The sequence below is a fragment of the Stenotrophomonas sp. MYb57 genome (assembly GCF_002966815.1).
GTDB lineage: Bacteria > Pseudomonadota > Gammaproteobacteria > Xanthomonadales > Xanthomonadaceae > Stenotrophomonas > Stenotrophomonas indicatrix.
This window is the reverse complement of the sequence record NZ_CP023271.1, coordinates 3,565,019-3,588,161: the sequence shown is the minus strand read 5'-3', so window position 1 is coordinate 3,588,161 and position 23,143 is coordinate 3,565,019. Positions and strand designations below refer to the sequence as shown.

16 protein-coding genes are annotated in these 23,143 nt (G+C 67.7%); 9 read left to right on the top strand and 7 right to left on the bottom strand.

Annotation, left to right across the window (positions count from 1 at the left end; all coding sequences use genetic code 11):
• Window positions 1–30: 30 nt before the first annotated feature.
• From CLM74_RS16455 to CLM74_RS16440, 4 genes are all read left to right on the top strand, one after another.
• Entirely contained in the window at window positions 31–2,067 is a 2,037-nt protein-coding gene (locus tag CLM74_RS16455; protein ID WP_033831799.1) for a methyl-accepting chemotaxis protein, read from the top strand.
• Between the two features lie 100 nt (window positions 2,068–2,167).
• The gene (locus tag CLM74_RS16450) at window positions 2,168–8,851 is read left to right on the top strand and encodes an Hpt domain-containing protein (protein WP_105164525.1); all 6,684 of its coding nucleotides are present in this window, start codon (window positions 2,168–2,170) and stop codon (window positions 8,849–8,851) included.
• On the top strand, window positions 8,838–10,169 hold the full coding sequence (locus tag CLM74_RS16445; protein WP_105165041.1) for a chemotaxis protein CheB: 1,332 nt from the start codon (window positions 8,838–8,840) through the stop codon (window positions 10,167–10,169). The genes CLM74_RS16450 and CLM74_RS16445 overlap by 14 nt, the downstream gene beginning before the upstream one ends.
• Window positions 10,166–10,630 (top strand): chemotaxis protein CheW, encoded by a 465-nt coding sequence (locus CLM74_RS16440; RefSeq protein ID WP_025877758.1) that lies wholly within the window; start codon window positions 10,166–10,168, stop codon window positions 10,628–10,630. Before CLM74_RS16445 ends, CLM74_RS16440 begins: the two co-directional genes overlap by 4 nt.
• Window positions 10,631–10,903: 273 nt before the next feature.
• On the opposite strand, the gene CLM74_RS16435 is transcribed toward CLM74_RS16440, so the two are convergent.
• Together CLM74_RS16435 and bioA are read right to left on the bottom strand one after the other, a co-directional pair.
• A complete protein-coding gene (locus tag CLM74_RS16435; RefSeq protein WP_032974971.1) occupies window positions 10,904–11,641 on the bottom strand; it encodes a 16S rRNA (uracil(1498)-N(3))-methyltransferase in 738 nt (245 codons plus the stop codon).
• Window positions 11,632–13,023: an adenosylmethionine--8-amino-7-oxononanoate transaminase gene (gene bioA / locus CLM74_RS16430; protein WP_032952037.1), complete on the bottom strand. Its 1,392-nt coding sequence runs from the start codon at window positions 13,021–13,023 to the stop codon at window positions 11,632–11,634. Before bioA ends, CLM74_RS16435 begins: the two co-directional genes overlap by 10 nt.
• Window positions 13,024–13,100: 77 nt before the next feature.
• Here bioA and nudE point away from each other — a divergent pair, with 77 nt between their 5' ends.
• The 5 genes from nudE (at window position 13,101) to CLM74_RS16405 (ending at window position 16,034) form a co-directional block, all read left to right on the top strand.
• Window positions 13,101–13,664, top strand: coding sequence for an ADP compounds hydrolase NudE (gene nudE, locus CLM74_RS16425; RefSeq protein ID WP_025877762.1), 564 nt, complete (start codon window positions 13,101–13,103; stop codon window positions 13,662–13,664).
• Entirely contained in the window at window positions 13,661–14,464 is an 804-nt protein-coding gene (gene cysQ / locus CLM74_RS16420) for a 3'(2'),5'-bisphosphate nucleotidase CysQ (protein ID WP_025877764.1), read from the top strand. The genes nudE and cysQ overlap by 4 nt, the downstream gene beginning before the upstream one ends.
• Window positions 14,465–14,478: 14 nt before the next feature.
• On the top strand, window positions 14,479–15,315 hold the full coding sequence (mazG, locus tag CLM74_RS16415) for a nucleoside triphosphate pyrophosphohydrolase (RefSeq protein WP_059064848.1): 837 nt from the start codon (window positions 14,479–14,481) through the stop codon (window positions 15,313–15,315).
• A complete protein-coding gene (locus CLM74_RS16410; protein WP_032974968.1) occupies window positions 15,312–15,638 on the top strand; it encodes a YnfA family protein in 327 nt (108 codons plus the stop codon). The genes mazG and CLM74_RS16410 overlap by 4 nt, the downstream gene beginning before the upstream one ends.
• Before the next feature lie 93 nt (window positions 15,639–15,731).
• The gene (locus tag CLM74_RS16405; protein WP_032974966.1) at window positions 15,732–16,034 is read left to right on the top strand and encodes a DUF962 domain-containing protein; all 303 of its coding nucleotides are present in this window, start codon (window positions 15,732–15,734) and stop codon (window positions 16,032–16,034) included.
• A gap of 14 nt (window positions 16,035–16,048) precedes the next feature.
• Here CLM74_RS16405 and CLM74_RS16400 read toward each other — a convergent pair whose 3' ends face one another.
• The 5 genes from CLM74_RS16400 to CLM74_RS16380 are packed head-to-tail and all read right to left on the bottom strand — an operon-like array spanning window position 16,049 to window position 22,950.
• The gene (locus CLM74_RS16400; protein ID WP_105164524.1) at window positions 16,049–17,233 is read right to left on the bottom strand and encodes a GDSL-type esterase/lipase family protein; all 1,185 of its coding nucleotides are present in this window, start codon (window positions 17,231–17,233) and stop codon (window positions 16,049–16,051) included.
• Between the two features lie 14 nt (window positions 17,234–17,247).
• On the bottom strand, window positions 17,248–18,000 hold the full coding sequence (locus CLM74_RS16395; RefSeq protein WP_025877770.1) for a glucose 1-dehydrogenase: 753 nt from the start codon (window positions 17,998–18,000) through the stop codon (window positions 17,248–17,250).
• Window positions 18,001–18,050: 50 nt separating this feature from the next.
• The gene (locus tag CLM74_RS16390) at window positions 18,051–19,355 is read right to left on the bottom strand and encodes an MFS transporter (protein WP_033831792.1); all 1,305 of its coding nucleotides are present in this window, start codon (window positions 19,353–19,355) and stop codon (window positions 18,051–18,053) included.
• The gene (locus tag CLM74_RS16385) at window positions 19,352–21,601 is read right to left on the bottom strand and encodes an oligoalginate lyase (protein ID WP_105164523.1); all 2,250 of its coding nucleotides are present in this window, start codon (window positions 21,599–21,601) and stop codon (window positions 19,352–19,354) included. The genes CLM74_RS16390 and CLM74_RS16385 overlap by 4 nt, the downstream gene beginning before the upstream one ends.
• Window positions 21,598–22,950, bottom strand: coding sequence for a polysaccharide lyase 6 family protein (locus CLM74_RS16380; protein WP_234003379.1), 1,353 nt, complete (start codon window positions 22,948–22,950; stop codon window positions 21,598–21,600). Before CLM74_RS16380 ends, CLM74_RS16385 begins: the two co-directional genes overlap by 4 nt.
• Between the last annotated feature and the right edge of the window lie 193 nt (window positions 22,951–23,143).

Sequence of the window (23,143 nt, the reverse complement as noted above, 5' to 3'; positions counted from 1 at the left end):
GCCCCCTGCATTGAAAATCGAGGTTGAACGATGAGTACTGCTTCGGATGCCACCAAGTCCGGCAAGCTGCGGCTGGGCGGCAGCAACCTCTGGCTGGCGCTGCTGGCCCTGTCGATGATCCTGTTCGGTGTGAACACCGGCGTGTCCACCTGGCAGGGCAGCCGCCTGGCCGATGCCGGTTCCAAGGCCGCGGACCTGCAGGTGCTGTCGCAGCAGCTGGCCAACCAGGGCCGTGACGCGGTCGGCGGCAACGCGCAGGCCTTCACCGCCTTCAAGGCCACCCGCAACGCGATCGAGCAGAACGTGTCGACCCTGCAGGGCCGCTACGGCAACGAGCCGGGCGTCTCCCGGGCGATCTCGACCCTGGCCGACACCTGGACGCCGCTGGGCAAGCAGGCAGGCCAGCTGGTGGCCAGTGAACCGGCAGTGCTGGCCCTGGCCGGCAACGCCAACAACTTCTCCGGTGCGGTGCCGGGCCTGCAGGCCCAGTTGAACGAACTGGTGCGTGCGATGTCCGCCTCCGGCGCCCCGGCGTCGCAGGTCTACAGCGCCCTGCAGCAGGTGGTGGTCGCCGGTTCGATGGCGCGTCGCGTGACTGAAATCCGCGCCGGCGGCACGGCTGCGGCCGCTGCCGGTGACGCGCTGGCCCGCGACATCACCGTGTTCTCGCAGGTGCTCGACGCGCTGCGCAATGGCAACGAGGACCTGGGCATCACCGCGGTGCGCGGCGCTGCCGCCGTCGCTGCGCTGGAGCAGTCGCAGCAGAAGTGGCAGGCGATGAAGCAGGACGCCGACGCGATCCTGGCCAGCTCGCGCCAGCTGTTCGCGGCGCAGTCCGCTGCCTCCGCACTGGGCCAGGGTTCGGCGAAGATGCTGACCGACAGCCGCAAGCTGTTCGAAGCCTTCTCCTCGTTCGGTTCGGTGTCCGACACCCGCCTGTTCCCGAATTTCTGGATCGGCGTGGTGTCCGGTGCGCTGTCGCTGATCGCGATCATCGGTTTCGTCTCCACCAACGTGCGCAGCCGCTCGCGCGAGCAGGAACTGCGCTACCAGACCCAGGTGGAGTTCAACAGCCGCAACCAGCAGGCGATCATGCGGCTGCTGGACGAAATCTCCTCGCTCGGTGAGGGCGACCTGACGGTGAAGGCCTCGGTGACCGAGGACATGACCGGCGCGATCGCGGACGCCATCAACTACGCGGTGGATGAACTGCGCCACCTGGTGACCACCATCAACGACACCTCGGCCAAGGTCGCGCTGTCGACCCAGGAAACGCAGGCCACCGCGATGCAGCTGGCCGAAGCGGCCGGCCACCAGGCCAACCAGATCACCTCGGCATCGGACCGGATCGGCGAAATCGCCGCCAGCATCGAACAGGTATCGCGCAACTCGGCCGAGTCGGCCGACGTGGCACAGCGTTCGGTGGTGATCGCCGCCGAAGGCGCCGGCGTGGTCCGCGAGACCATCCAGGGCATGGACCAGATCCGCGACCAGATCCAGGAGACCTCCAAGCGCATCAAGCGACTGGGCGAATCCTCGCAGGAGATCGGCTCGATCGTGGAACTGATCAACGACATTTCCGAGCAGACCAACATCCTGGCATTGAACGCGGCCGTGCAGGCGGCTTCGGCCGGTGAAGCCGGTCGTGGTTTCGCGGTCGTGGCCGACGAAGTGCAGCGCCTGGCAGAACGCACCTCCGGTGCGACCCGACGTATCGAGAACCTGGTGCAGGCCATCCAGGCCGACACCAACGAAGCGGTCACCTCGATGGAACAGACCACCGCCGAAGTGGTGTCCGGTGCACGCCTGGCCGAGGACGCCGGCACCGCGCTGACCGAGATCGAGCGCGTGTCCAACGCACTCAATACCCTCATCAAGAACATCTCCATCGCCGCCCAGCAGCAGTCGTCGGCGGCGTCGGACATCACCCGCACGATGGGCGTGATCCGCCAGATCACCGGCCAGACCTCGCAGGGTGCCGGGCAGACCGCCGAGTCGATCGGCCACCTGGCGCAGCTGGCGGCCGACCTGCGTCGTTCGGTCGCCGACTTCAAGCTGCCGGCGTGACACGGGCAGGGCGGCGAGCAAGGAACCAGTCGATGAAGCATTTCCATTCCCCACGCCAGGATCCGCGCGACCGTCGCGCGGCGGCGACCGGAGCGCATCCATGAGCAGCCTGCGCGATGCGATGAGCCACGCAGCCCTGGGCTGGGTCAAGCCCGAGCTGGACGAGACCCTGCGCCTGGTGCGCAGCGAGGTCGAGTACTTCGCCGAAGATCCGGCCGACAGCAGCCGCATGCGCATCTGCGCCGGCTACCTGCACCAGGTGCAGGGCACGCTGCGCATGGTCGAACTGTATGCACCGGCGATGGTGGCCGAGGAGCTGGAACAGCTCGCCATCGCCGTCGGCAAGGGCGAGGTCGCCGAGCGCGACGAGGCCTGTGCCACTCTGATGCGCGGCAGCGTGCTGCTGCCCGATTACCTGGAGCGCCTGCAGAACGGACACCGTGACATCCCGATCGTGCTGCAGCCGCTGCTCAACGAGATCCGCGCCGCCCGTGGCGAAGCGCTGATCAACGACAGCGTGCTGTTCGCGTTCGCGCCCGATTCGGTGACCGCCACCGAAGCGGAACTGGACCATGCACGCGGCAGCCTCAGCGGCCGCAACCGCGAGCTGCTGGATACCGTTGGCAACGCGGTCAAGGAAGAACTGCTGCAGGTCAAGGACGCGCTGGACCTGCACCTGCGTACCGACGGGTCGCCGCAGCAGCTGCAGGAGCAGGTGACCAAGCTGGGTTCGGTGGCCGATACGCTGGGCATGCTCGGCCTGGGCGCTGCGAGGGGCGTGGTCGTGCAGCAGCGCGACGCGCTGCGCGGGGTCGTCGAGGGCCGCCAGCAGATCGACGAAGACATGCTGCTGGATATCGCCGGTGCGCTGCTCTATGTCGATGCATCGCTGGATGACCAGGTCGCACACCTCGGTGCCAGTGGCAGTGGCCAGGATGATCCGAGCGCGGTGGAGAACCGGCGCACGGTGGAAGTGCTGGCGCACGAGGCGATCGCCAATTTCGCCGCCGCCCGCGAGCATTTCGTCGCTTTCATCGAAACCAGCTGGAACCACGCCGAACTGCAGGACGTGCCACGCCTGCTCGGCGATGTCTCCGGCGCATTGCGCATGCTCGACCTGGGCACCGCGGCAGACTATCTGCGCGGCGTGCAGCAGTACATCGAAGCCGAACTGATCGGTCGTCAGCGGGTGCCCAGTGGTCGCCAGCTGGACACCCTGGCCGACGCCATGGCCAGCCTGGAGTACTACCTGGAAGCCCTGCGTGACCGCCGTCCGGGTCGCGAGGACATCCTCGACATCACCCGCAGCAGCCTGGAAGCGCTGCGCTACTGGCCGCTGCCCGAGCGCGGCGTGGTCGCTGCCGAAGACGTGCAGCCGGTCATGCGCGAAGCTGTGGTCTTGCCAGCCGAGCCGCTGCAGATCGAACCGCTGGATATCGACGTGCAGGCCTCCGCGCCGGCACCGGGTGACGTGCCGGCGCCGCTGCCCGATTTCACCTTCGACCCGCTGCCGGAGGCTACGCCCGCCGACAACGGCCTGATGTTCGGATCGCTGGGTACGCCAGCGTTGTCGGCCGAACCGCACGGCACCCCGCCGCCCCTGTTGTTCGCTGCCTCCAGCGCCCCCGCGCCGGAAGTGCCGCAGTGGGAACTGGGCGGATTCGACGCGCCGGCAGGTAGTACTGCCGAACGCAGCGACGAGCGTGCGCCGACGTTCGACAGCTTCGATCCGGTCAGTTTCGATGCCGTCTCCGCCGAACAGTCCGACGCTGCTGCCTGGACGTTGTCCGAAGCGCCGGTGCCGGAAGAGGGCGGCACGCAGGCAAGCGCCGTAGACGGCAATGATGACGCCTTCCTGGCGACGTCGTTGGACGAGGCGTCGTCTGCCGCGTCGCTGGACGTGGTCATTTCGCCGGCCTTCGATCCGGTTGCCGCCGAGCAGGACGGCCAGACGTCGCTGAGCGACGATGTGGTGTTCCGTTTCGACAGCAGCCTGCTGCACAACGCCGATGACGTGTTGTCGCTGGAGACAATGGAAACGCTGTCGTTGGACGACGAGCAGGCCTCGCCTGCGACGCTGGAGTTCATTGACGCCGGTGTGGTGGCGCAGGCCGACGATGGCCTGGCCATCACCGAACGGCTCGACTCCACCGTTGACGGCGACGCGGCGACCGATGCGGCAGTCTACGTCGCACCGGCCGCTGATCTGCCCACATCCGAAGACCTGCCGGCATCGGCGGCTGTGCCGACCGTGGCGCTGGTCGATGTGGATACCATCGCGCCGATCGACTTCAGCGAGGCCGATGCGCAGTTCTTCGCAGAGCTGAATGCCGCCGCCGCCGGCTTCAATCCGCAGGCCATGCCGGCCGCCGTCGTGCCGACTGAGACCGTGCCGCCGGCCGTGGCCGAGGGCGGGTTCGATGCGGGCTTCGACGACGATGCCGAGAACATCGACCAGGACATCCGCGAGGTGTTCCTGGAAGAATTCGACGACGAGCTGGGCAATCTCGGCACGCTGCTGCCGGCATGGCGCATGCAACCGGACAACATGGACCGGCTGCGGCCGATCCGCCGCATTTTCCACACACTGAAGGGCAGTGGCCGCTTGGTCGGCGCACGTACCCTGGGTGAGTTCGCGTGGAAGATCGAGGGCATGCTCAACCGCGTGCTCGATGGCACCCGTGCCCCCACGCCGGCGGTACTGGCGATGGTCGATCACGCATACACGGCACTGCCGCAGTTGAACGCGGCGCTGCGCGATGGCCAGCGGGTCAGCGTCGACCTGCAGGCGATGCAGGCCATCGCCGATCGCGTGGGTGCAGGCGAAGAAACGTTCTACGTTGCGCTGCCGGGCGCCACCGCGCCGACGGCCGAGGCGCCGACCGATGCTGCCGCGCCGCTGGACAGCGCCGTGCCGGATGTCGATGCCCCCGCACAGAGCGCTGTCGAAGCGCCGGGTACCCCGGCCAACATCGACAGCGTGCTGCGTGAGATTCTGGAGGCCGAGGTGGAACTCCACCAGGCCACGCTGCAGGGCTGGTTGCGCTCGGCGCAGCAGGCGCCACAGCCGGTCAGCGATGCGTTGCTGCGCGCGGTGCACACCATGAACGGTGCCTTCGCGATGACCGAGGTGCCGGAAATCACCGCCGTCACTGGCGGCGCCGAGTCGTACATCAAGCGTGCACTGGCTGCAGAAGTGGTGCCGGGTGATGACGCCGTGGCAGCCCTGGACGAGACCGCGCAGGCGATCAACGCGACCATGGACGCGCTGCAGGCCGAGCAGCCGCGGATTGCGCCGCAGGCTGAACTGGCGCAGCGCCTGCAGGCGCTGGCCGGCGAGCTGCCGGAAGCACGCTGGCCGATGGCCGGGCTGGACGTCGAGGATGAAGACGAAGACCCGCTGCTTCCGCTGGTCGCAGAAGCGGATGCCGCCGACGCCGACATGGTCGCGCCGGTGCATGCGGTGGAGAGCGAGCCGGAGGTCGAACGCGACACCGGTGCCGAGGTGCTGGAGGCGCTGCAGGTCAGCGAGGACGCGTTGAGCGATGCGGGCCTGGAGTCCGCCGAATTGACCGGCAGCGATGATCTGTCGCGCTACTTCGATGCAGGGTGGCCGTCGATGCCGGACGGCCCGGCGCCGCAGTCGACGCTGGAAGTGGCTGCTTCCACGCTCGTTGCCACGGAAATTGAAGCTGGACAGGCGGTGGCGACATCGGAAGAAACCGCATTGGAAGACACCGCGCTGACTGCGGCGGATGATCTGTCGCCGTATCTGGATGCCAGTGCGCTGCCGGTTGACGACCGCGATCCGGATGTCCTGGATGTCGCAAACGACCTGAATACGCCGCTGCCATCCACACCTGAAACGGCGGTGGATGAAGACGCTGCTGCGCTGCCGCTCGACAGCGAGCTGTCCAGCCTGCAGGATGAAATGGCTGTGCCGGGCTTCGCAGACCCGGTCACGCTGGAAGCCGCGCTCGAGGCCGGCCTTCACGTGATCGACGAGGAGCAGGGCCAGGACGAAGACGGGCAATGGCCCGTGCTCGGCCTGCAGGCCAGCGAACTCGCGCCTGGCGAGGCGGAAGCCTTTGCCGAGGATGCGGACGTCGGCGGGGAGGCGGCGGTCGGTGAAGGAGAGAGCACCGACCAGCCGTCCCCGGCGACGGTGGAAGACGTCGGGGCCGCGGAGACGGCGCAGGACGCCATTTCGCCCTCGCGTTTCTTCGAGCTGGAAGATGCTCCGGGCCAGGCTGCCGCGGCAGACAGCGGCATGATCGTGGTGCCGGTCGCGGCAGAGGCTGCGGCGGTCGAGGTCGAACCTGTCGCCTTCGACAGCGTCGATGCGGCGGTGCCGGCGGATGCGCCCCTGCCCGAAGCCCAGACCGAAGAAGCCCAGACCGACTCCGAATCCGAAGACAGCGCCGACCTGCTCGACTTCAGCATCTATGATCGCGAGCTGGTCGACATCTTCGTCGAGGAAGGCAAGGACCTGCTGGATCATTGCGATGGGCTGATCAGCGAGCTGCGCGAAGCGCCGCAGGATCGCGAAGCCCTGGCCGGCCTGCAGCGCGATCTGCATACGCTCAAGGGCGGCGCGCGCATGGCGGGCATCAATGCCATCGGTGATCTCGGCCACAGCATCGAATCGCTGCTGGAGGCTGTCGCTGGCGGGCGCACCGAGATCGAACGTCGTGATGTGCAGTTGCTGGAACGCGGTTTCGACCGTCTGCACCAGCTGCTGACCCGTACCGGCGAACATCGCATCGTCGAGCCGGCACAGGATCTGCTCGACGCCTTTGAAGCACGCACCACCACCGACATCACCGCCGCTGCCAGCGCAGCTGCAGCCAGTGCTGTCGTCGTGGCGGAGCAGGCCCCGCAGGCGGCTCCGGCCGTGGCCGTGGTCGATGCCCCGTTGTCGGCACCGTTGCCGGTGGAAGGTTCCAGCGAGGAAGACCCGCTGGCCCGTCCGCAGCAGGAACAGGTGCGTGTGCGCGCCGACCTGCTCGACCGCCTGGTCAACCACGCCGGTGAAGTGGCGATCTATCGTTCGCGCCTGGAACAGCAGCTCGGCGCCTTCCGTGGCGCGATGGGCGAACTGGAACGCACCAATGCGCGTCTGCGCGACCAGCTGCGTCGCCTGGACCTGGAAACCGAAGCGCAGATCGTGGCCCGCTACCAGCGCGAGCAGGACCAGGCCGACCAGAAGTTCGATCCACTGGAACTGGACCGTTTCTCCACCCTGCAGCAGCTCAGCCGCGCGCTGAACGAGTCGGCCGCCGATCTGGGTGGCCTGCAGGGCGTGCTGGATGACCTGTCGCGCCAGTACGATTCGCTCCTGCAGCAGCAGTCGCGTGTCAGTTCGGAACTGCAGGATGGCCTGATGCGCGCGCGCATGGTGCCGTTCGACGGTCTGGTGCCGCGCCTGCGCCGGGTGGTCCGCCAGGCCGGCATGGATACCGGCAAGCAGGTCCACCTGACCCTGGAAGGCACCCACGGCGAACTCGACCGCAACGTGCTCGATCGCATGGTCGCGCCGCTGGAGCACATGCTGCGCAACTCGGTTGCCCATGGCCTGGAAGCGCCGGAACAACGTCGTGCCGCCGGCAAGCCGGAAGAAGGCGAAATCGCCATCCGTCTGCACCGCGAGGGCTCGGAAATCGTACTGGACGTGGCCGATGATGGCGCTGGCCTGGATCGTGAAGCGATCCGCCGTCGCGCCATCGACCGCGGCCTGCTGCCTGCCGATGCACAGCCGAGCGAACAGGAACTGGACAACCTGATCTTCGCGTCGGGCTTCTCCACCGCCGACCAGGTCAGCCAGCTGGCGGGCCGTGGCGTCGGCATGGACGTGGTCGGCAACGAAGTGCGCCAGCTCGGCGGCTCGGTCGACATCCAGTCGGTGCGTGGCCAGGGCGTGCGTTTCACCCTGCGCCTGCCGCAGACGCTGGCGGTCACCCAGGCGGTGTTCGTGCAGATCGGCGAAACCACCTTCGCGGTGCCGGTCGCCTCGGTCAGTGGTATTGGCCGCCTGTCGCACGAGCGCTTCGAAGCAGCCGACAGCAGCTACCGGTACGGTGGCGAAGACTATCCGCTGTACGACCTCGGCAGTCTGGTCGGCCAGGCCCCGGCACGCGCTGACGGCCAGGCCCAGGTGCCGCTGCTGCTGGTCCGCGCCGGCGACCTGCGCGCCGCCGTTGCGATCGATCAGGTGCTGGGCAACCGCGAAGTCGTGGTCAAGCCGGTGGGCCTGCAGATCGCCTCGGTGCCGGGCATCTACGGCGCCACCATCACCGGCGATGGCCGCGTGGTGGTGATCCTGGACGTGGCCCCGCTGGTGCGTCGTTTCCTGGCCAACCCGACCGCGCCGGTGCTGGTCAACGCACCCCGCCAGGAACGGCAGGTGCCGTTGGTGATGGTGGTGGACGATTCGCTGACCATGCGCAAGGTCACCGGCCGCATCCTGGAGCGTCACAACTTCGAGGTGAGCGTCGCCCGCGATGGCGTCGAAGCCCTGGAACAGCTGGAAGAGCGCGTGCCGGACCTGATGCTGCTGGACATCGAAATGCCGCGGATGGACGGCTACGAGCTGGCCACCGCGATGCGTGCCGACCCGCGCTACAAGGACGTGCCGATCGTGATGATCACCTCGCGCAGCGGCGACAAGCACCGCCAGCGCGCCTTCGAAATCGGTGTGCAGCGCTACCTGGGCAAGCCGTACCAGGAACTGGACCTGATGCGTAACGTGTACGACTTGCTGGGGATTGCCCGTGTCCGTGAGTGACCTCGATCCGGTTCCGGCCGTAGCCCTGCTGGCGCGCCCGGGTGCGGCGCGTGAGCGCCTGCGCGAGGCGTTGGCCCATGCCGACGTGCAGATCGTGCTGGAAGACGATCCCATGACGCTCGAGCCGCAGGCGCTGCATGATGCACGCCCGCAGTTCGTGGTGATTGCGCTGGAAGCGGCCATTGAAGACGCGCTGGAGCGCCTGGAACCGGCGCTGTCGGCGCCCGGCTTGACCCTGGTGTTCGATGAGGCTGAACTGGCCGCGCGTCGCGATGGTTGGGAAGCGCAGCGCTGGGGCCGTCACCTTGCCGCCAAGCTGCACGGCCACCAGCAGGTGCTGCCGCCCGGCGCCGAGGACGAACCGGCACTGCAGCTGGAGCCGGGCCTGCCCTCGACGCCGCCGGTGCCGAAGGAAACCGCGCTGCAGCCGCACCTGGAACAGGCCCGTTCGTGGGCCGACGACGTGCCGGCTGATGGTCTCTATTCGCCGCCGGCACACCTGCACGAGCCCGTCGCGCTTGAGCAGGCGCTGGCTGCGCTGCAGCCGGTGCTGCCGGAAACGGCAGCGCCTGTGCAAGCCGCACCGGAACCGCCGCCGGTACCGGCAGCTGCGCCGTCGGTATTCACCGACCACACGGCCTGGTCGCTGGTTGACGAGGCCAGCGACGCGCCGGCAGTTGCATCGGCTGCCACCTCGACCGAATCGGCGGAACCTGCATTCGATACCGGACATCTTTCACTGGTCGACCTGGACGCTGCCGCGCCTGCAGGCAGTCGCTCCGGCGCACTGCTGGTACTGGCCGGTATCGGCGGTCCCGATGCGTTGCGTCGCCTGCTCGCTGCACTGCCCAGCGGGCTGGCCGTGCCGGTGCTGGTGCACATGCGCCTGAACGGCGGCCGCTACGGCAACCTGGTCAAGCAGATGGCGCGCGTATCGCCGCTGCCGGTGCAGCTGGCCGAATCCGGCCAGCGCGCCATCGCTGGCGAAGTGCACGTGCTGGCCGATGACATCGGCGTGCACGCTGCTGCCGATGGCCTATATTTCCAGAGCGAAGCGCAGGGCATCTCGATTGCCGCGTTGTCGGCCGAGCACAGCGCGCTGGTGCTGCTCAGCGGTGCCGATCTGGCCCATGTGGGCCCGGCGTTGGACCTCGCCGCCGCCGGTGCCTGGGTGGCCGGGCAGGTGGGCGAAGGCTGCTACGACCCGGCTGCGGCGACGGCGGTGGTCGCCGCCGGCATGGTGGCCGGTGAACCGCAGGAACTGGCGCAGGTGATCGCCGCGCGCTGGGGCCTGGATGACGACGGAGATGCCGCATGAGCTACGCCAGCAATGATGAGATCCGTGGCGTCCTGATCTCGGCCGGTGCCGAACGGGTTCTGCTGCCCAATGCAACCGTGGCCGAGATGATGTCGCGGGTGCCGGTGCAGGCGGTCGCCGACGCGCCGCGCTGGCTGGTGGGTGAGATCGGCTGGCACGGCTGGCAGGTGCCCCTCGTGTCGTTCGCACGGCTCTCCGGGTTGGGCGAAGAGACGGTGGCCGGCCACAACAAGGTGGTGGTGCTCAAGACCCTCAACGGCAACCCGCAGCGCCCCTACTACGCGCTGTTGACGCAGAGCTTCCCGCAGCTGATTTCGGTACCGCGCGATGGCCTGCTGGCCGACGCGTCCGAGGAAAACCTGCCTGACATCGTGCACATGCGCGTGCTGCTGGGTGAACAGAGCGCGCTGTTGCCGAATCTCGACGCGCTGGAAGCTGCGCTGGATTCGCTGACGGCCTGACCGGAATCCGCCGGGCCATGCCCGGCGAGCGCAGCGGCCACCGGACCGGTAGCGCCGGGCCATGCCCGGCGAGCGCAGCGGCCACCGGACCGGTAGCGCCGGGCCATGCCCGGCGAGCGCAGCGGCCATCGGACCGGTAGCGCCGGGCCATGCCCGGCGAGCGCAGCGGCCATCGGACCGGTAGCGCCGGGCCATGCCCGGCGAGCGCAGCGGCCACCGGACCGGTAGCGCCGGGCCATGCCCGGCGGGCGCAGCGGCCACCGGACCGGAGCCTTACCCCAGATCGCCCAGCCGTGCCTGCAACGCTGCGATCGCGGCCAGGCCTGCGGTTTCCGTGCGCAGGATGCGAGGGCCCAACTGCAGGCCCTGGAAGCCTGCGGCGGCGAGCTGCTCACGGTCACGCGGCGACCAGCCACCTTCCGGGCCGATGGCGATCACCACGCCGCCGGCCGGCGCTGCCTGCAGTGTCGACAGCCGGTGCGCTCCCAGCGGGTCCAAGGTCAACCGCAACGTATCGGCAGGCAGTGCCGCGCTGGCCTGTGCCAGCGACTGCGGCGGTCCTACCTGCGGAATGCGCGCACGACCGGACTGCCCGCAGGCCGACTGCACGACGTTGTTCCAGTGCGCCACGCGTTTTTCCGCGCGAGCTGCATCCAGCTTCACTTCGGTGCGCTCGGCATTCACCGGCACGATGGCGCTCACCCCCAGTTCGGTGGCCTTCTGCAGGATCAGGTCCATCTTCTCGCCGCGTGCAATCCCCTGCAGCAGGGTGATGGTCAGCGGCGACTCGTTGGCGATCACCTGCACCGCGTCGATGCGTACCTGTACCTCGCGTTTGCCGGCCATGGTCAGCGTCGCGGTGTAGTCATGGCCATCGCCGTTGAACAGCACGCAGGTATCACCCTCGCGCAGGCGCATCACCCGCACCAGGTGGTTGGCCGTCTCTTCCGGCAGGGTCACGGTCTGGCCGCTGTGCAGCGCCAGGTCGATGGGGCAGCGGGTCACGCGCATGCAATCGCCTCGTCGATGGCCGCCAGCGTGGTATGCGCCAGCAGCTCCAGTTGTTCATCGTCCACGCAGTACGGTGGCATCCAGTACAGCACGTTGCCCAGCGGGCGCAGCACCACGCCGCGCTTCAGCGCCGCCTTGTAGGCGTGCAGCCCCAGCCGCAGGGCCGGATCGAAGGGCGTGCGCTTGTCACCGTTGCGGGTCAGTTCGAAGGCCACCACCATTCCGGCCTGGCGCACATCAGCCACGTGCGGATGGTCGGCAAACGGCGCAGCCAAGGTGCCCATCACCGAGGCGATGCCGCGATTGCGCGCGATCACATCGTCCTCGCCGAAGATGTCCAGCGTGGCCAGCGCCGCCGCGCAGGCCAGCGGATTGCCGGTGTAGCTGTGCGAATGCAGGAAGGCACGTTCGCGCGAATCATCAAGGAAGGCGTCGTACAGCGCCTGCGTGGCCAGCACCGCAGCCAAGGGCAGGAAACCACCGGTCAGGCCCTTGGACAGGCACAGCAGGTCCGGCATCACCCCGGCCTGCTCGCAGGCGAACATCGTGCCGGTGCGGCCGAAGCCGGTGGCGATCTCGTCGGCGATCAGGAACGCACCATGGGCGTCACACAGTTCACGCACGCGCTGCAGATAGGCCGGATCGTGCATGCGCATGCCACCGGCACACTGCAGCCGTGGCTCCAGGATCACCGCGCAGATCTCGCCCGGATGCTGGTCGAACAGCGTGGCCAGGCCATCGGCGGCCTGGCGTGCGCGGTCGGCCGCACTCTGCCCGGGCTCGGCCAGGTAGGCGTCGGGCGAGGGCGCAAACAGGCCCTCGGCCAGCAGCGGCGCGTAGACCCGGCGGTACAGCGGAATGTCGGCCAGTGCGAGGGCGCCCAGCGTCTCGCCGTGGTAGCCGTTTTCCAGCGAGACGAAGCGCGTGCGCCGGGTCTCACCGCGGTTCTGGAAATACTGGAAGGCCATCTTCAGCGCCACTTCGACGCCGGCCGAACCGTTGTCGGCGTAGAACACCTTGGCCAGTGGCGCGCGGCCGGGCTGGCGAGGCGCGAGGGCCAGCAGGCGCTCAGCCAGGGTGATCGCGGGCTCGTGGCCGAACCCGGCCAGCATCACCTGTTCCAGCTGCCCGGCCTGGGCAGCGATGGCAGCGCCGATGCGCGGCTCGGCATGGCCGAACAGGTTGGTCCACCAGCTGCTGACCGCATCCAGGTAGCGGTTGCCGTCGTGATCGATCAGCCAGGCGCCTTCGCCGCGGGCGATCGGCACCAGCGGCAACGTGTCCGGATGCTCGCGCATCTGCGTGCACGGGTGCCACAGGACCTTGAGGTCGCGTTGCCGCCAGTGCTGGACCAGCGGAGAGGGGGTTGGGTCTGCTAGCATTTCGGGCTCATGAACATGTTGCTGCCTGCACATTCTATCGGCCTCGGCGCACGCGCCGTCTGCCCCGGAGATTCCGCGTGAACGATGACCGCGCAAGGCGTCCTCTGCCGATCATCCATCGGATCACCGACGAGGAGAACGGGCCCTTCCAGCGCCAGCACCTGGACCTGGAGTTCTCCAACGGCGAACGCCGCCGCTTCGAACGCCTGGTCAGCCGTGGCCATGGCGCGGTGGTGGTGGTGCCGATGCTGGATGAAGAAACCGTGCTGCTGGTACGTGAATACGCGGCCGGCATGCACCGCTACGAGCTTGGCCTGGTGAAGGGCCGGATCGATGCCGGCGAAACGCCGGAGCAGGCCGCCGACCGTGAGCTGAAGGAAGAGGCCGGCTATGGCGCTCGGCGGGTCGACGTGCTGCGCGCGATGACCCTGGCGCCGACCTACATGAGCCATCAGTCCTGGCTGGTGGTCGCGCGCGACCTGTATCCGGAGAAGCTGGCCGGCGACGAGCCGGAGGAACTGGAAGTGGTGCCGTGGAAGCTGGCCGATCTGGACCAGTTGATGCTGCGCGAGGACTTTTCCGAAGGGCGTTCGCTGGCGGCGCTGTTCATCGCCCGCCAGTGGCTGCAGGGAGCACGATGATCAAGCTGACCACGGAACTGCGCGAAACCGCGATCGCCATCGCCCAGGAAGCCGGGCAGGCGATCATGCAGGTCTACAGCAACGGTTTCGATGTGACACTCAAGGACGACGACAGCCCGGTCACCGCTGCCGACCTTGCCGCCGACCGGGTGATCCAGCAGGGGCTGCGCCAGCTGACACCGGACCTGCCGATCCTGTCGGAGGAGTCGCCGCTGGTGCCCTGGGAGCAGCGTCAGCACTGGGGCGCGTACTGGCTGGTCGACCCGCTTGATGGCACCCGCGATTTCGTCAAGCGCAATGGCGAGTTCAGCGTCAACATCGCGCTGATCTACCAGGGCGCGCCGGCCTTCGGCGTGGTCCAGTCGCCGGTCACCGGCATTGTCTGGCACGCGATGCGAGGCGAGCTGGCGTATCGCCGGCAGGGTGTGCATGACACCGTGCTGCGTACCCGTACACCCGCGACTGCGCCCCTTCGCGTTGCCGCCAGCCGCTCGCATCGTTCAGCGGAGACGAATGCCCTGCTGGCCCGCATGGGCGACATCGAGACCGTGGTGCAGGGCTCTTCGCTGAAATTCTGCCGGATCGCCGAAGGCGGACTGGATGTCTATCCGCGGCTGGGCCCGACCTCCGAATGGGATACCGCTGCTGGCCAGTGCGTGCTGCACGCGGCCGGTGGCGCGGTGCTCTCGGTCGGGACCGGCAAGCCGTTCCGCTACAACCGCCGGCCGACGCTGTTGAACGGCGATTTCATGGCGCTGGGCGATACCAGCCTGCCGTGGCGGGACTGGTTGTCCGATTGATCCAGGAGAAACGCATGAGCACGCACGAAACCCCTGCCACCGGCAACGCCAGCGCGGAGCTGGAGCGCCTGCTGGCCATCATGGCGCGCCTGCGCGACCCGCAGGGTGGCTGTCCCTGGGATCTGGAACAGAACTTCGCCACCATCGCCCCCTATACGATCGAAGAAGCCTACGAAGTGGCCGACGCGATCGATCGGGGCGACCTCGACGACCTCTGCGATGAACTGGGTGACCTGCTGCTGCAGGTCGTGTTCCATGCGCGCATGGCTGAAGAACAGGGTGCGTTTGCCTTCGCCGAGGTCGCGCGCGCGATCAGCGATAAGATGCAGCGGCGGCACCCGCATGTGTTTGCCGATGTCAGCGTCGACGATGCCGACGGCGTGATGCGTAACTGGGACGCGATCAAGCGTGCTGAGCGCGCGGCAAAGGGCGATCAGGACACCTCGGCGCTGGCCGGGATCTCCCGTGGCCTGCCGGAATGGCAGCGGGCGGTGAAGCTGCAGTCGCGCGCGGCCAAGGTGGGGTTCGACTGGCCCGGTCCGCTGCCGGTACTGGACAAGGCGGCCGAGGAACTGCAGGAACTGCGCGAAGAGTTCGAACGCGGTGACATCGTGCGCAACAAGGCGCGCCTGCAGGAGGAACTGGGTGACCTGCTGTTCGTGTGCGCCAACCTGGCGCGCCATGCGGACATCGATCTGGGTGCCGCGCTGCGTGGGGCCAACCACAAGTTCGAACGTCGCTTCCGTTCGATGGAGGCGCAGGCCGAGGCACAAGGCGATTCGCTGGCCGCACTCGATCTGGATGCGCAGGAAGCGCTCTGGCAGCACGCCAAGGCCACCGAAAAAGCGTGAAAACGCTCGGTCTGTTCCTGCTGACCGCGCTGGCCGAGATCATCGGCTGCTACCTGCCGTGGCTGTGGCTGCGCAAGGGTGGCAGTATCTGGCTGCTGTTGCCGGCGGCGGCCAGCCTGGCGTTGTTCGCCTGGCTGCTGACCCTGCACCCGACCGCCAGCGGACGCGTGTACGCAGCGTACGGTGGCGTGTACATCGGCACGGCGCTGTTCTGGCTGTGGCTGGTCGACGGCATCCGTCCCAGCCGTTGGGACATGCTGGGGGCTGCGCTTTGCCTGGCCGGCATGGCGGTGATCATGTTCGGGCCGCGGCAACCGGGGTAAGCCGGGCAGGTGTAGAGTCAAGCAATGCTCGACCGTTGTTGTGGCAACAACAGCCGGGCATGGCTCGGCACCTTCAACGAACGGAGCACGCGCATGTCCCGCTTCGCCAGCTTCCGCGAGTTCTACCCGTTCTACCTCAGCGAGCACCGCAACACGACATCACGACGCCTGCACTTCATCGGCAGCTGCGGCGTACTGCTGCTGGTCGCCATCGCCGCACTGCGCGGACAGCCGCTGCTGCTGTTGGCGGCATTGGCCTGCGGCTACGGCTTTGCCTGGGTCGGTCACTTCTTCTTCGAGAAGAACCGCCCTGCAACATTTCGTCATCCACTGTATTCGTTCATCGGAGACTGGGTGATGTTCGCCGACATCCTGCGTGGCAGGGTGAAGTGGTGATCTCGCCATACGACTCAACGCGCGTTGCAGCCCAGCGCCGCCAGGTTGATTGCGTCGGCCATGCGCCGGTAGCCCTCGTCGTTCGGGTGCAGATGATCGCGGGTGATGTCCGCCGGCAATGATTCCGGCTGTTTCGGATCACGCAGGGCAGCGTCGAAATCCACCACGCCATCGAAGCCGGTGTCCTGGCCACGCGCCCACTGGTTGATCGCGGTGCGGGTGGTGGCCGATACCGGTTCGTAGCGCTCCGAATCGCCGAAGGGCGTCAGTGTGCTGAGATGAGCGCGGATGCCATGTGCATGCAGCCGGGCGGCGACCTGGCGGTAGCCCAGCAGCATGTCTGCCGCGCTGCGTCCCGGCAGCGGCTGTGCGCCGCCACCGTGGCGGATGTCATTGATGCCTTCGAACAGGATCACCTGGTCGGCGTCGGCCACTGCGATCACGTCGCGATCCAGCCGTGACAGCGCGCTGTGGCTGCGGCCATGGTCCAGCAGCTTGTTGCCGCTGATGCCCTGGTTGAGCACCACGAAGCGGTCCGGGCACGCCTGCTGCAGGCGCTGGCCCAAGCGCTCGGGCCATTGGTTGAACGAGCCACGCGAGGCCGTCGCGCCCTCGGTGATGGAATCACCCAGGGCCACGATCACCTGCGGCCGGTCCGCGCGCTGCACCAGTACCGCAGAGAACACGTTCTGCTGGTAGCCCACGCGCACGCTGTCGGCCACCGCGTCCTGCTTTCCGTCGGCCACCCGCACCACCGTACGGCGCACTGCAGGGCGGGTGGGCTGCGGGAAGTACGCGGTCACGCTGATCTCCTGCAGGGCGGCAACCCGCAAGGGCAGTGCATCACTGAGCAGCGCTGCGCCCACCGGTACGTCGATGGACGTGCGTCCATCGACGGTGACCGGCAGCGCTGCCGCCTTGCCATCCTTCAGGCGCACCCGTACATCTTCCACATGCAGCGGCGTGGTGCCCAGTTCGTTGCTGATGCGCAGCCGCAGCGCATCGCCCCTGCTACCCAGGCGCATGTCCTGGCGCACGGTCTGCGCTGCGAACTGGACGGGCGCGTCAGCGCTGCCATCCTTGCGGTCAGGCGCGGGCGAAGCGGTCCAGGCGGTGACCCAGACCGGTGCGGCCAGCGCCACGGGGGCGGCCACGGCGGTGCCGATGGCCAGGGAAAGCAGGGTGATCCAGCGCTGCATGGGCTTCGATCCGGTCAGGAGAAGTAGGTGCCGCCGTTGACGTCCAGATTGGCACCGGTGATGAACGCTGCCGCTGCCGACGCCAGGTAGACCGCCGCATCGGCGGCTTCGTCCGGCAGGCCCTGGCGACGCAACGGCGTCGCGCCGGCCACCGCCGTACGCACTTCCGGTTTGGTGAATTCGTCATGGAAGCGGGTGGCGATCATGCCGCAGCACAGTGCGTTGACGCGGATACCCTTCGGCCCCAGCTCCTTGGCCATGGCCCGGGTGAAGGTCATCACAGCCGCCTTGGCAGTGGCATAGATCGCCGCACCAGGGCCTCCGCCATCACGACCGGCCTGCGAGGCGAAGTTCACGATCGCCGCGCCTTCGCCCATGTGCGGTACCACGGCGTGGGTGGTCAGGTAGGTGGAGGTCAGGTTGAGGTCGATGACCTTGTGGAAGAACGCCGGGTCGATGTCGGCCAGCGGACGACGCTCGACCATGCCGCCGGCCACGTTCACCAGCACGTCGATGCGCTGGCCGAATGCAGCCTGCGTTGCTGCGACCAGGCCGGCCACGGCGGCGGGATCGGTGACGTCGGCGCGGTGGGCGATGGCCTGGCCACCGGCCGCCTTGATCAGCGCCAGCGTTTCCTGCGCGCTGGCTTCGTCGTTGGCGTAGTTGAGGCAGACGCGTGCACCGGCCGCAGCCAGCTTGATCGAGACGGCACGGCCGATATCACGGCCACCACCGGTGACGATGGCCACCTTGTCCTGGAACGACATGCGGGAAACTCCTTGGTTTGCGGGGGAATGCGAGGAAATGGGGGGGGGGCTCAACCGTCGGTGCGGTCGAGCTTGTGGATCGGTCCGGTCCACCACCACAGCGCGGCCAGCGACAGCGGCACCAGTGCGGCGACGAGGATGAAGATCGGTGCATAGGAATGGCGGGTCAGCACCGGTACCAGCCAGGTGGTGATCAACGTTCCGGCTACGGCGGCCAGGCCGCCGAGACCGGCCAGCGTGCCCACCGAGCGGCCATCGAACAGATCGCCGGGCAGGGTCTGGATGTTGCCGATGGCGATCTGGAAACCGAACAGCACTGCTGCAATCGCCAGCACCGCAAACAGCGGCTGGTTGGCCAGTACCGCGCCCAGCAGGGCCGGTGCCATGATCACGCAGCCCAGCGAAATCGACAGCTTGCGCGCACGGTCCACGCTCTGGCCGGCATTGATCAGGCGCCCCGACAGCCAGCCGCCGCTCAGGCTGCCCAGCATGGCGCCGACGAAGGGCACCCAGGCGAACAGGCCGATCTGCTTGATGTCGAAGCCGAAGGTCTCGGCCAGATAGATCGGCAGCCACGACACGAACAGCCACCAGATCGGATCCAGCAGGAAACGGCAGGCGAGCATGCCCCAGCTCTGCCGGTGGGCCAGCAGCGAACGCACGCTGACCTTCGGTGCATCCACGCGTTGCTGGCCAGCCTGGTCTTCCATGATCAGGCGCCGCTCGGCGTCACTCACCCACGGGTGCTTGTCCGGGCCGGCGCGATAGACGAACAGCCATGGCAGCAGCCACAGGAAGCCAAGTGCACCGACCAGCACGAAGGTGCCGCGCCAGCCAAGCCACAGGTACAGGCCGGCGATGGCCGGCGCCGAAACGATGGCACCGATGGACGCGCCCGCGTTGAAGATGCCCTGTGCGAGGGCACGCTCACGCGCGGGGAACCACTCGGCATTGGCTTTCACCGCGCCGGGCCAGGCACCGGCTTCGCTGATGCCCAGCATCGCCCGCACCACGCTGAAGGAGAGCATGGAGTGGGTGACCGAATGCAGCGCGATCGAGATCGACCACACACTGATCGACAACGCGAACCCCAGCCGCGTCCCGATCATGTCGAACAGGCGCCCGAACAGGAACTGGCCGGCGGCATAGAACAGCATGAACACGGTCACCAGCAGTGCGTAATCGTCCTTGGTCGCGCCGACTTCCCTGGCGATCTCCGGCCACATCACCGCCAGTGCATTGCGGTCGATGTAGTTGATCACCGTGGCCACCGCGATCAGGCCGACGATCAGCCAGCGCACGGCCGAGCGCACCGGCACCTTGCGCAGCGTGGCCACGGCCGAGGGGCCGTTCATCGTGCCTCACCCTTGCTGCGGTCCATGCGCGCATGGCTGCCGCTCCAGCGGTAGGCATGGCCATCCACCGTCACGCTGTGTTCGCCCTTCGCGTCGCTGTCGTCGGCCACGCCGAGTGCGATGCGGGCGCCGCTGGCCAGGCGCAGCTCGAGCACCTCGGCATCATTGCCGCGGGTGCGGATGATCTGCTTGATGCGGCTGTCGGCACCGTGCACGTACTCGGCGGTGCCGTTGTACTCGCCATGCGGCTCCAGAACGCTGAAGAAGGTCACATCCTTCTGTCCTTCCACGCGCTGCAGCAGCGCCGGTTCGCGGCGCAGGTTGAACTCGGGATCATTGGCACCGCTCTCCACCAGCAACGCCTGCGCCGGCGCGCTGCTGCCGAAGCGGTAGGTGTAGAAGCGTCCGTCGAGCAGCCACGCCAGCGTGCGCGGCTCACTGCCGGCCTTGCTGCGTGCGTCCAGCCACAGGTGCTGGTAGCCGTTGTCGCTGCCGAGCACCGGGCGCTGGGCGGGGAAATGCTCGGCCTCGAAACCGGTGGTGACGATATGGCCGTTGAAGTGCAGCGGCAGGTCGTAGCGTGCAGCCTTGTCGCCGTGCACCTGCAGCAGGTCCAGCACCACCGGCAGGCCCAGTTCGGGGTGGCGCAGCAGTGCCTGGGTGCGGGTGAACACCACGCCCGGATAGGCATCGCGCATCGTCGCCGAGGCGATCTGGGTATCTGCGTCGGCTTGGAAGAAGCGCACCTGCGGGGCGAGTTCCTCACCGCGCTTCCAGTCGCCCTTGAAGTGGCTCTGCTCGTTCACCACCAGCGTGTTGTGGGCCACGGTCTGCTTGGCCCAGCTGCGGTTCTCGGCCAGATAGATGCCACCGCGCTTGGCTTCCACGTTGAGGAAGCGCGCCGCGCCGTAGTCGGTCACCACGGCGTTGCCATTGTCGTAGAACAGCCAGTTGAGCTTGTCGAAGTGGCCGTGGCCCATGCCCTGCATGGTGTCCTTCTGCACCAGCGCCTGGTCGCGTTCGCCGCCCATGCGCAGGATCGCCAGGCCGCCGCGTTCACCGTCCGGGCCGTCGCGCAGCAGCATCGGCCGGTAGTCGAACGGTTTGGCTTTGTTGGCTGCCAACGCCTGCGCCACCTGCAGCCCTTCCGGCGACAGCAGCAGGCGTTTCTGCTGCTGGGCGACCGACAGCAGACGGTCATCGCCGGCCTGCGCATAGGCGATGCCGATGCCAGCCACCAGCTCTTCGGTATCGATGCCCTTGTCCAGGATCGCATCGTTGATCGGGAAGAACAGGCCGTCGTAGCTGGTCTGCACCAGCACGTCCACCGCCTTCAGCAGCACGCCGTCGCGGCGCGCGAAGATCTTCCGCTGCGGCTCGTTGCGTTCGATCGCGTTGGCAAACAGCAGGAACGGCGCCAGCGCATAGCGCTGGTAGTAGGGGCCTTCCTCGTAATATCCATCGGGCGAGAACAGCAGGTCGATCTGCCGCAGGAAACCGAACTGGTCATCCTTGCGGCTGCCGCGCAGCGATTTCTCCACCAGTTCGCGATCACGCAGCACGTAGCCGGTCAAGCCGGTGGCGGCCACCGCCCAGGTCGCGTGGTTGTGGATCTGGTCGTAGTTCTTCGGCTCGCTGGCCAGGAACTCGGCCATCGGCCGGAACACCTGCGATTCGATGGTCTGCCGATCCTGCGGCGACAGCGCATCGCGGATCGCGTCGTAGCCCTGGATGGCGTTGACCAGCCAGACCGAATCGTTGAGCACCTGCCAGAACACCCGGCCGGGAATCTGCCCGCGTCCTTCCGGATGCGGGCCGAGGGTCGGGTAGAGCTTGGCGTACTGCAGCAGCATGTCGCGCGAATAGGCGACATAGGCCTTGTCGCCGGTCAGCCGGTACAGGGTGCCGGCGGCCAGCAGTGCCTGGTAGTTGCGCTTGTGCTGCTCATGGGTGCGACCGCCGCCCTTGTCCTTCGGCACCGGCACGTCGATGCCGGCCTTCATCATCTTCTGCAGCGATTTCTGCGTACGCGCCTGTTCCTTGGCGAACCACGGATAGCGGCTGCCTTCGCTGGCCATCTGCTGCCACTGCGCGGCGGTCACCAGTACCGGCGCGGTATCGCCTTGTCGCGCGGCTGCGGCAGGTGCCGCATGCAGCGGTGCCGTCGGCAACAGGGTGAAGGGAGCGGCCAGGGCGAGGGCGAGCGCCAGACGGTGGGAACAAAGGGACAGCGGCTGCAACCTCATCGATCAACTCCGGTGCTGGTGCGTGACAGGGCAACCTCGCCCACCTTGGGATACCAGTCCACCCCCGTCTGTTCGCGCGGGGTCATTGCCAGCGCCGGATCGGCGCCGATGGTGGGCAGGGGCGTTGCCGGCACCCACAGGCCGCTGGCGGCCTGCTGCAGGGTGATGCTGGCGCTGCTCACCCCGCCCGGGAATACGCTGCTGGCCTGCGGCGACTGCACGTTGTTGCTGAAGGCGATACCGGCCAGCGAACTGGCCGCATTCGGTGGATTCTTGCTGGTGCGGTTGACGATCAGGTTGCCGCTGAAGTGGCTGTTGCTGGCGGCGACCACGATGCCCTTGGTTTCGTCATGGCCCACACCGAAGCTGATCTTCGCCACGTCGACGAAGGTGTTGCGGCTGATGGTCGCGTTGACCACCGGCGCGTAGCCGGACAACGGCGGATTGGCCTGTGCATCCATCACCGCCAGTGCCGAGCGGTTGCTGGAGCCGGCCAGCCGTTCGAAGTAGTTGTTGCTGACGGTCTGGTCGGCATTGATGATGCGCACGCCGCCGGTGCCGGCCTTGTCGTCGCCGAGGAAGAGGTTGTCGACCACCCGGTTGCCGTTGCCATGGCGCAGAGTCAGCGCGCCGGCCGAACGATAGAACACGTTGCCGCGGAAGGTATTGCCGCCGGACTTGTTGGAGACGATCTCGGTCTCGCCATCGCAGCCCTCGAACCAGTTGTTCTCCACCGTGCTGTTGGAATCGCTCAGCGAGGTGTCGCTGGTGCCTACACGGATCGTCTCTCCGCCATTGACGCCCAGCGCTGGCCGCGGGCCGAACCAGTTGTGGTCGATGCGGTGCTGGTTGTCCAGGCCCTGGGTGGCATCGCGCACCACCACCACCGTCGGGCCAGCGTTGGTCTTGCCGCGCAGCTGGCTGTGGTCGAGGCGGTTGTTGCTGCCGTACAGCGACACCCAGTAGTCCTGGTCGCTGCCATCGGGGTTGCTGTAGTCATCGATGACCAGGCCGGTGACGCGGCTGTGGCTGGCCACTGCCTTGCTCGACTCGCGGAACGCCACCACGGCGTCGCCCGGGGTGTAGCCGTTGCGGAATACCAGGTTGGAGACCTGCAGGTAGCTGCCGGCCAGGCGCAGGTCCGACCCCCCGCTGAGGATCACCTTGCCCGGCGTCTGCGCGCGCAGCACGATCGGTGCGGCGGCGGTGCCCTGGCCCTTCAGCAGCAGGCGCGCATCGGTCCAGGTGCCATCGGCCAGCACGATTTCATCGCCGGGTTGCAGTGCGGCAGCGGCGGTGGCGAACTCGGCGGCATCATGGACCAGCCAGCTCGCAGCGTTCGCCGGCAAACTGGTCAGGCAGGATGCCAGTCCAATTACCAGGCAATATCCAAGGGCGGGTTTCGAAAGGCGGTGCGAAGTCGGTTGAATGCGCATGAAGTCCTTCCAGAGACGGCGATGCCGCGGTTTCGGAGTGGGTGTGCATACCACTTGGTAGGTGTGTTGTAAGCCACGTTGCGCGCAAAGTCATGCTGCATAAGCA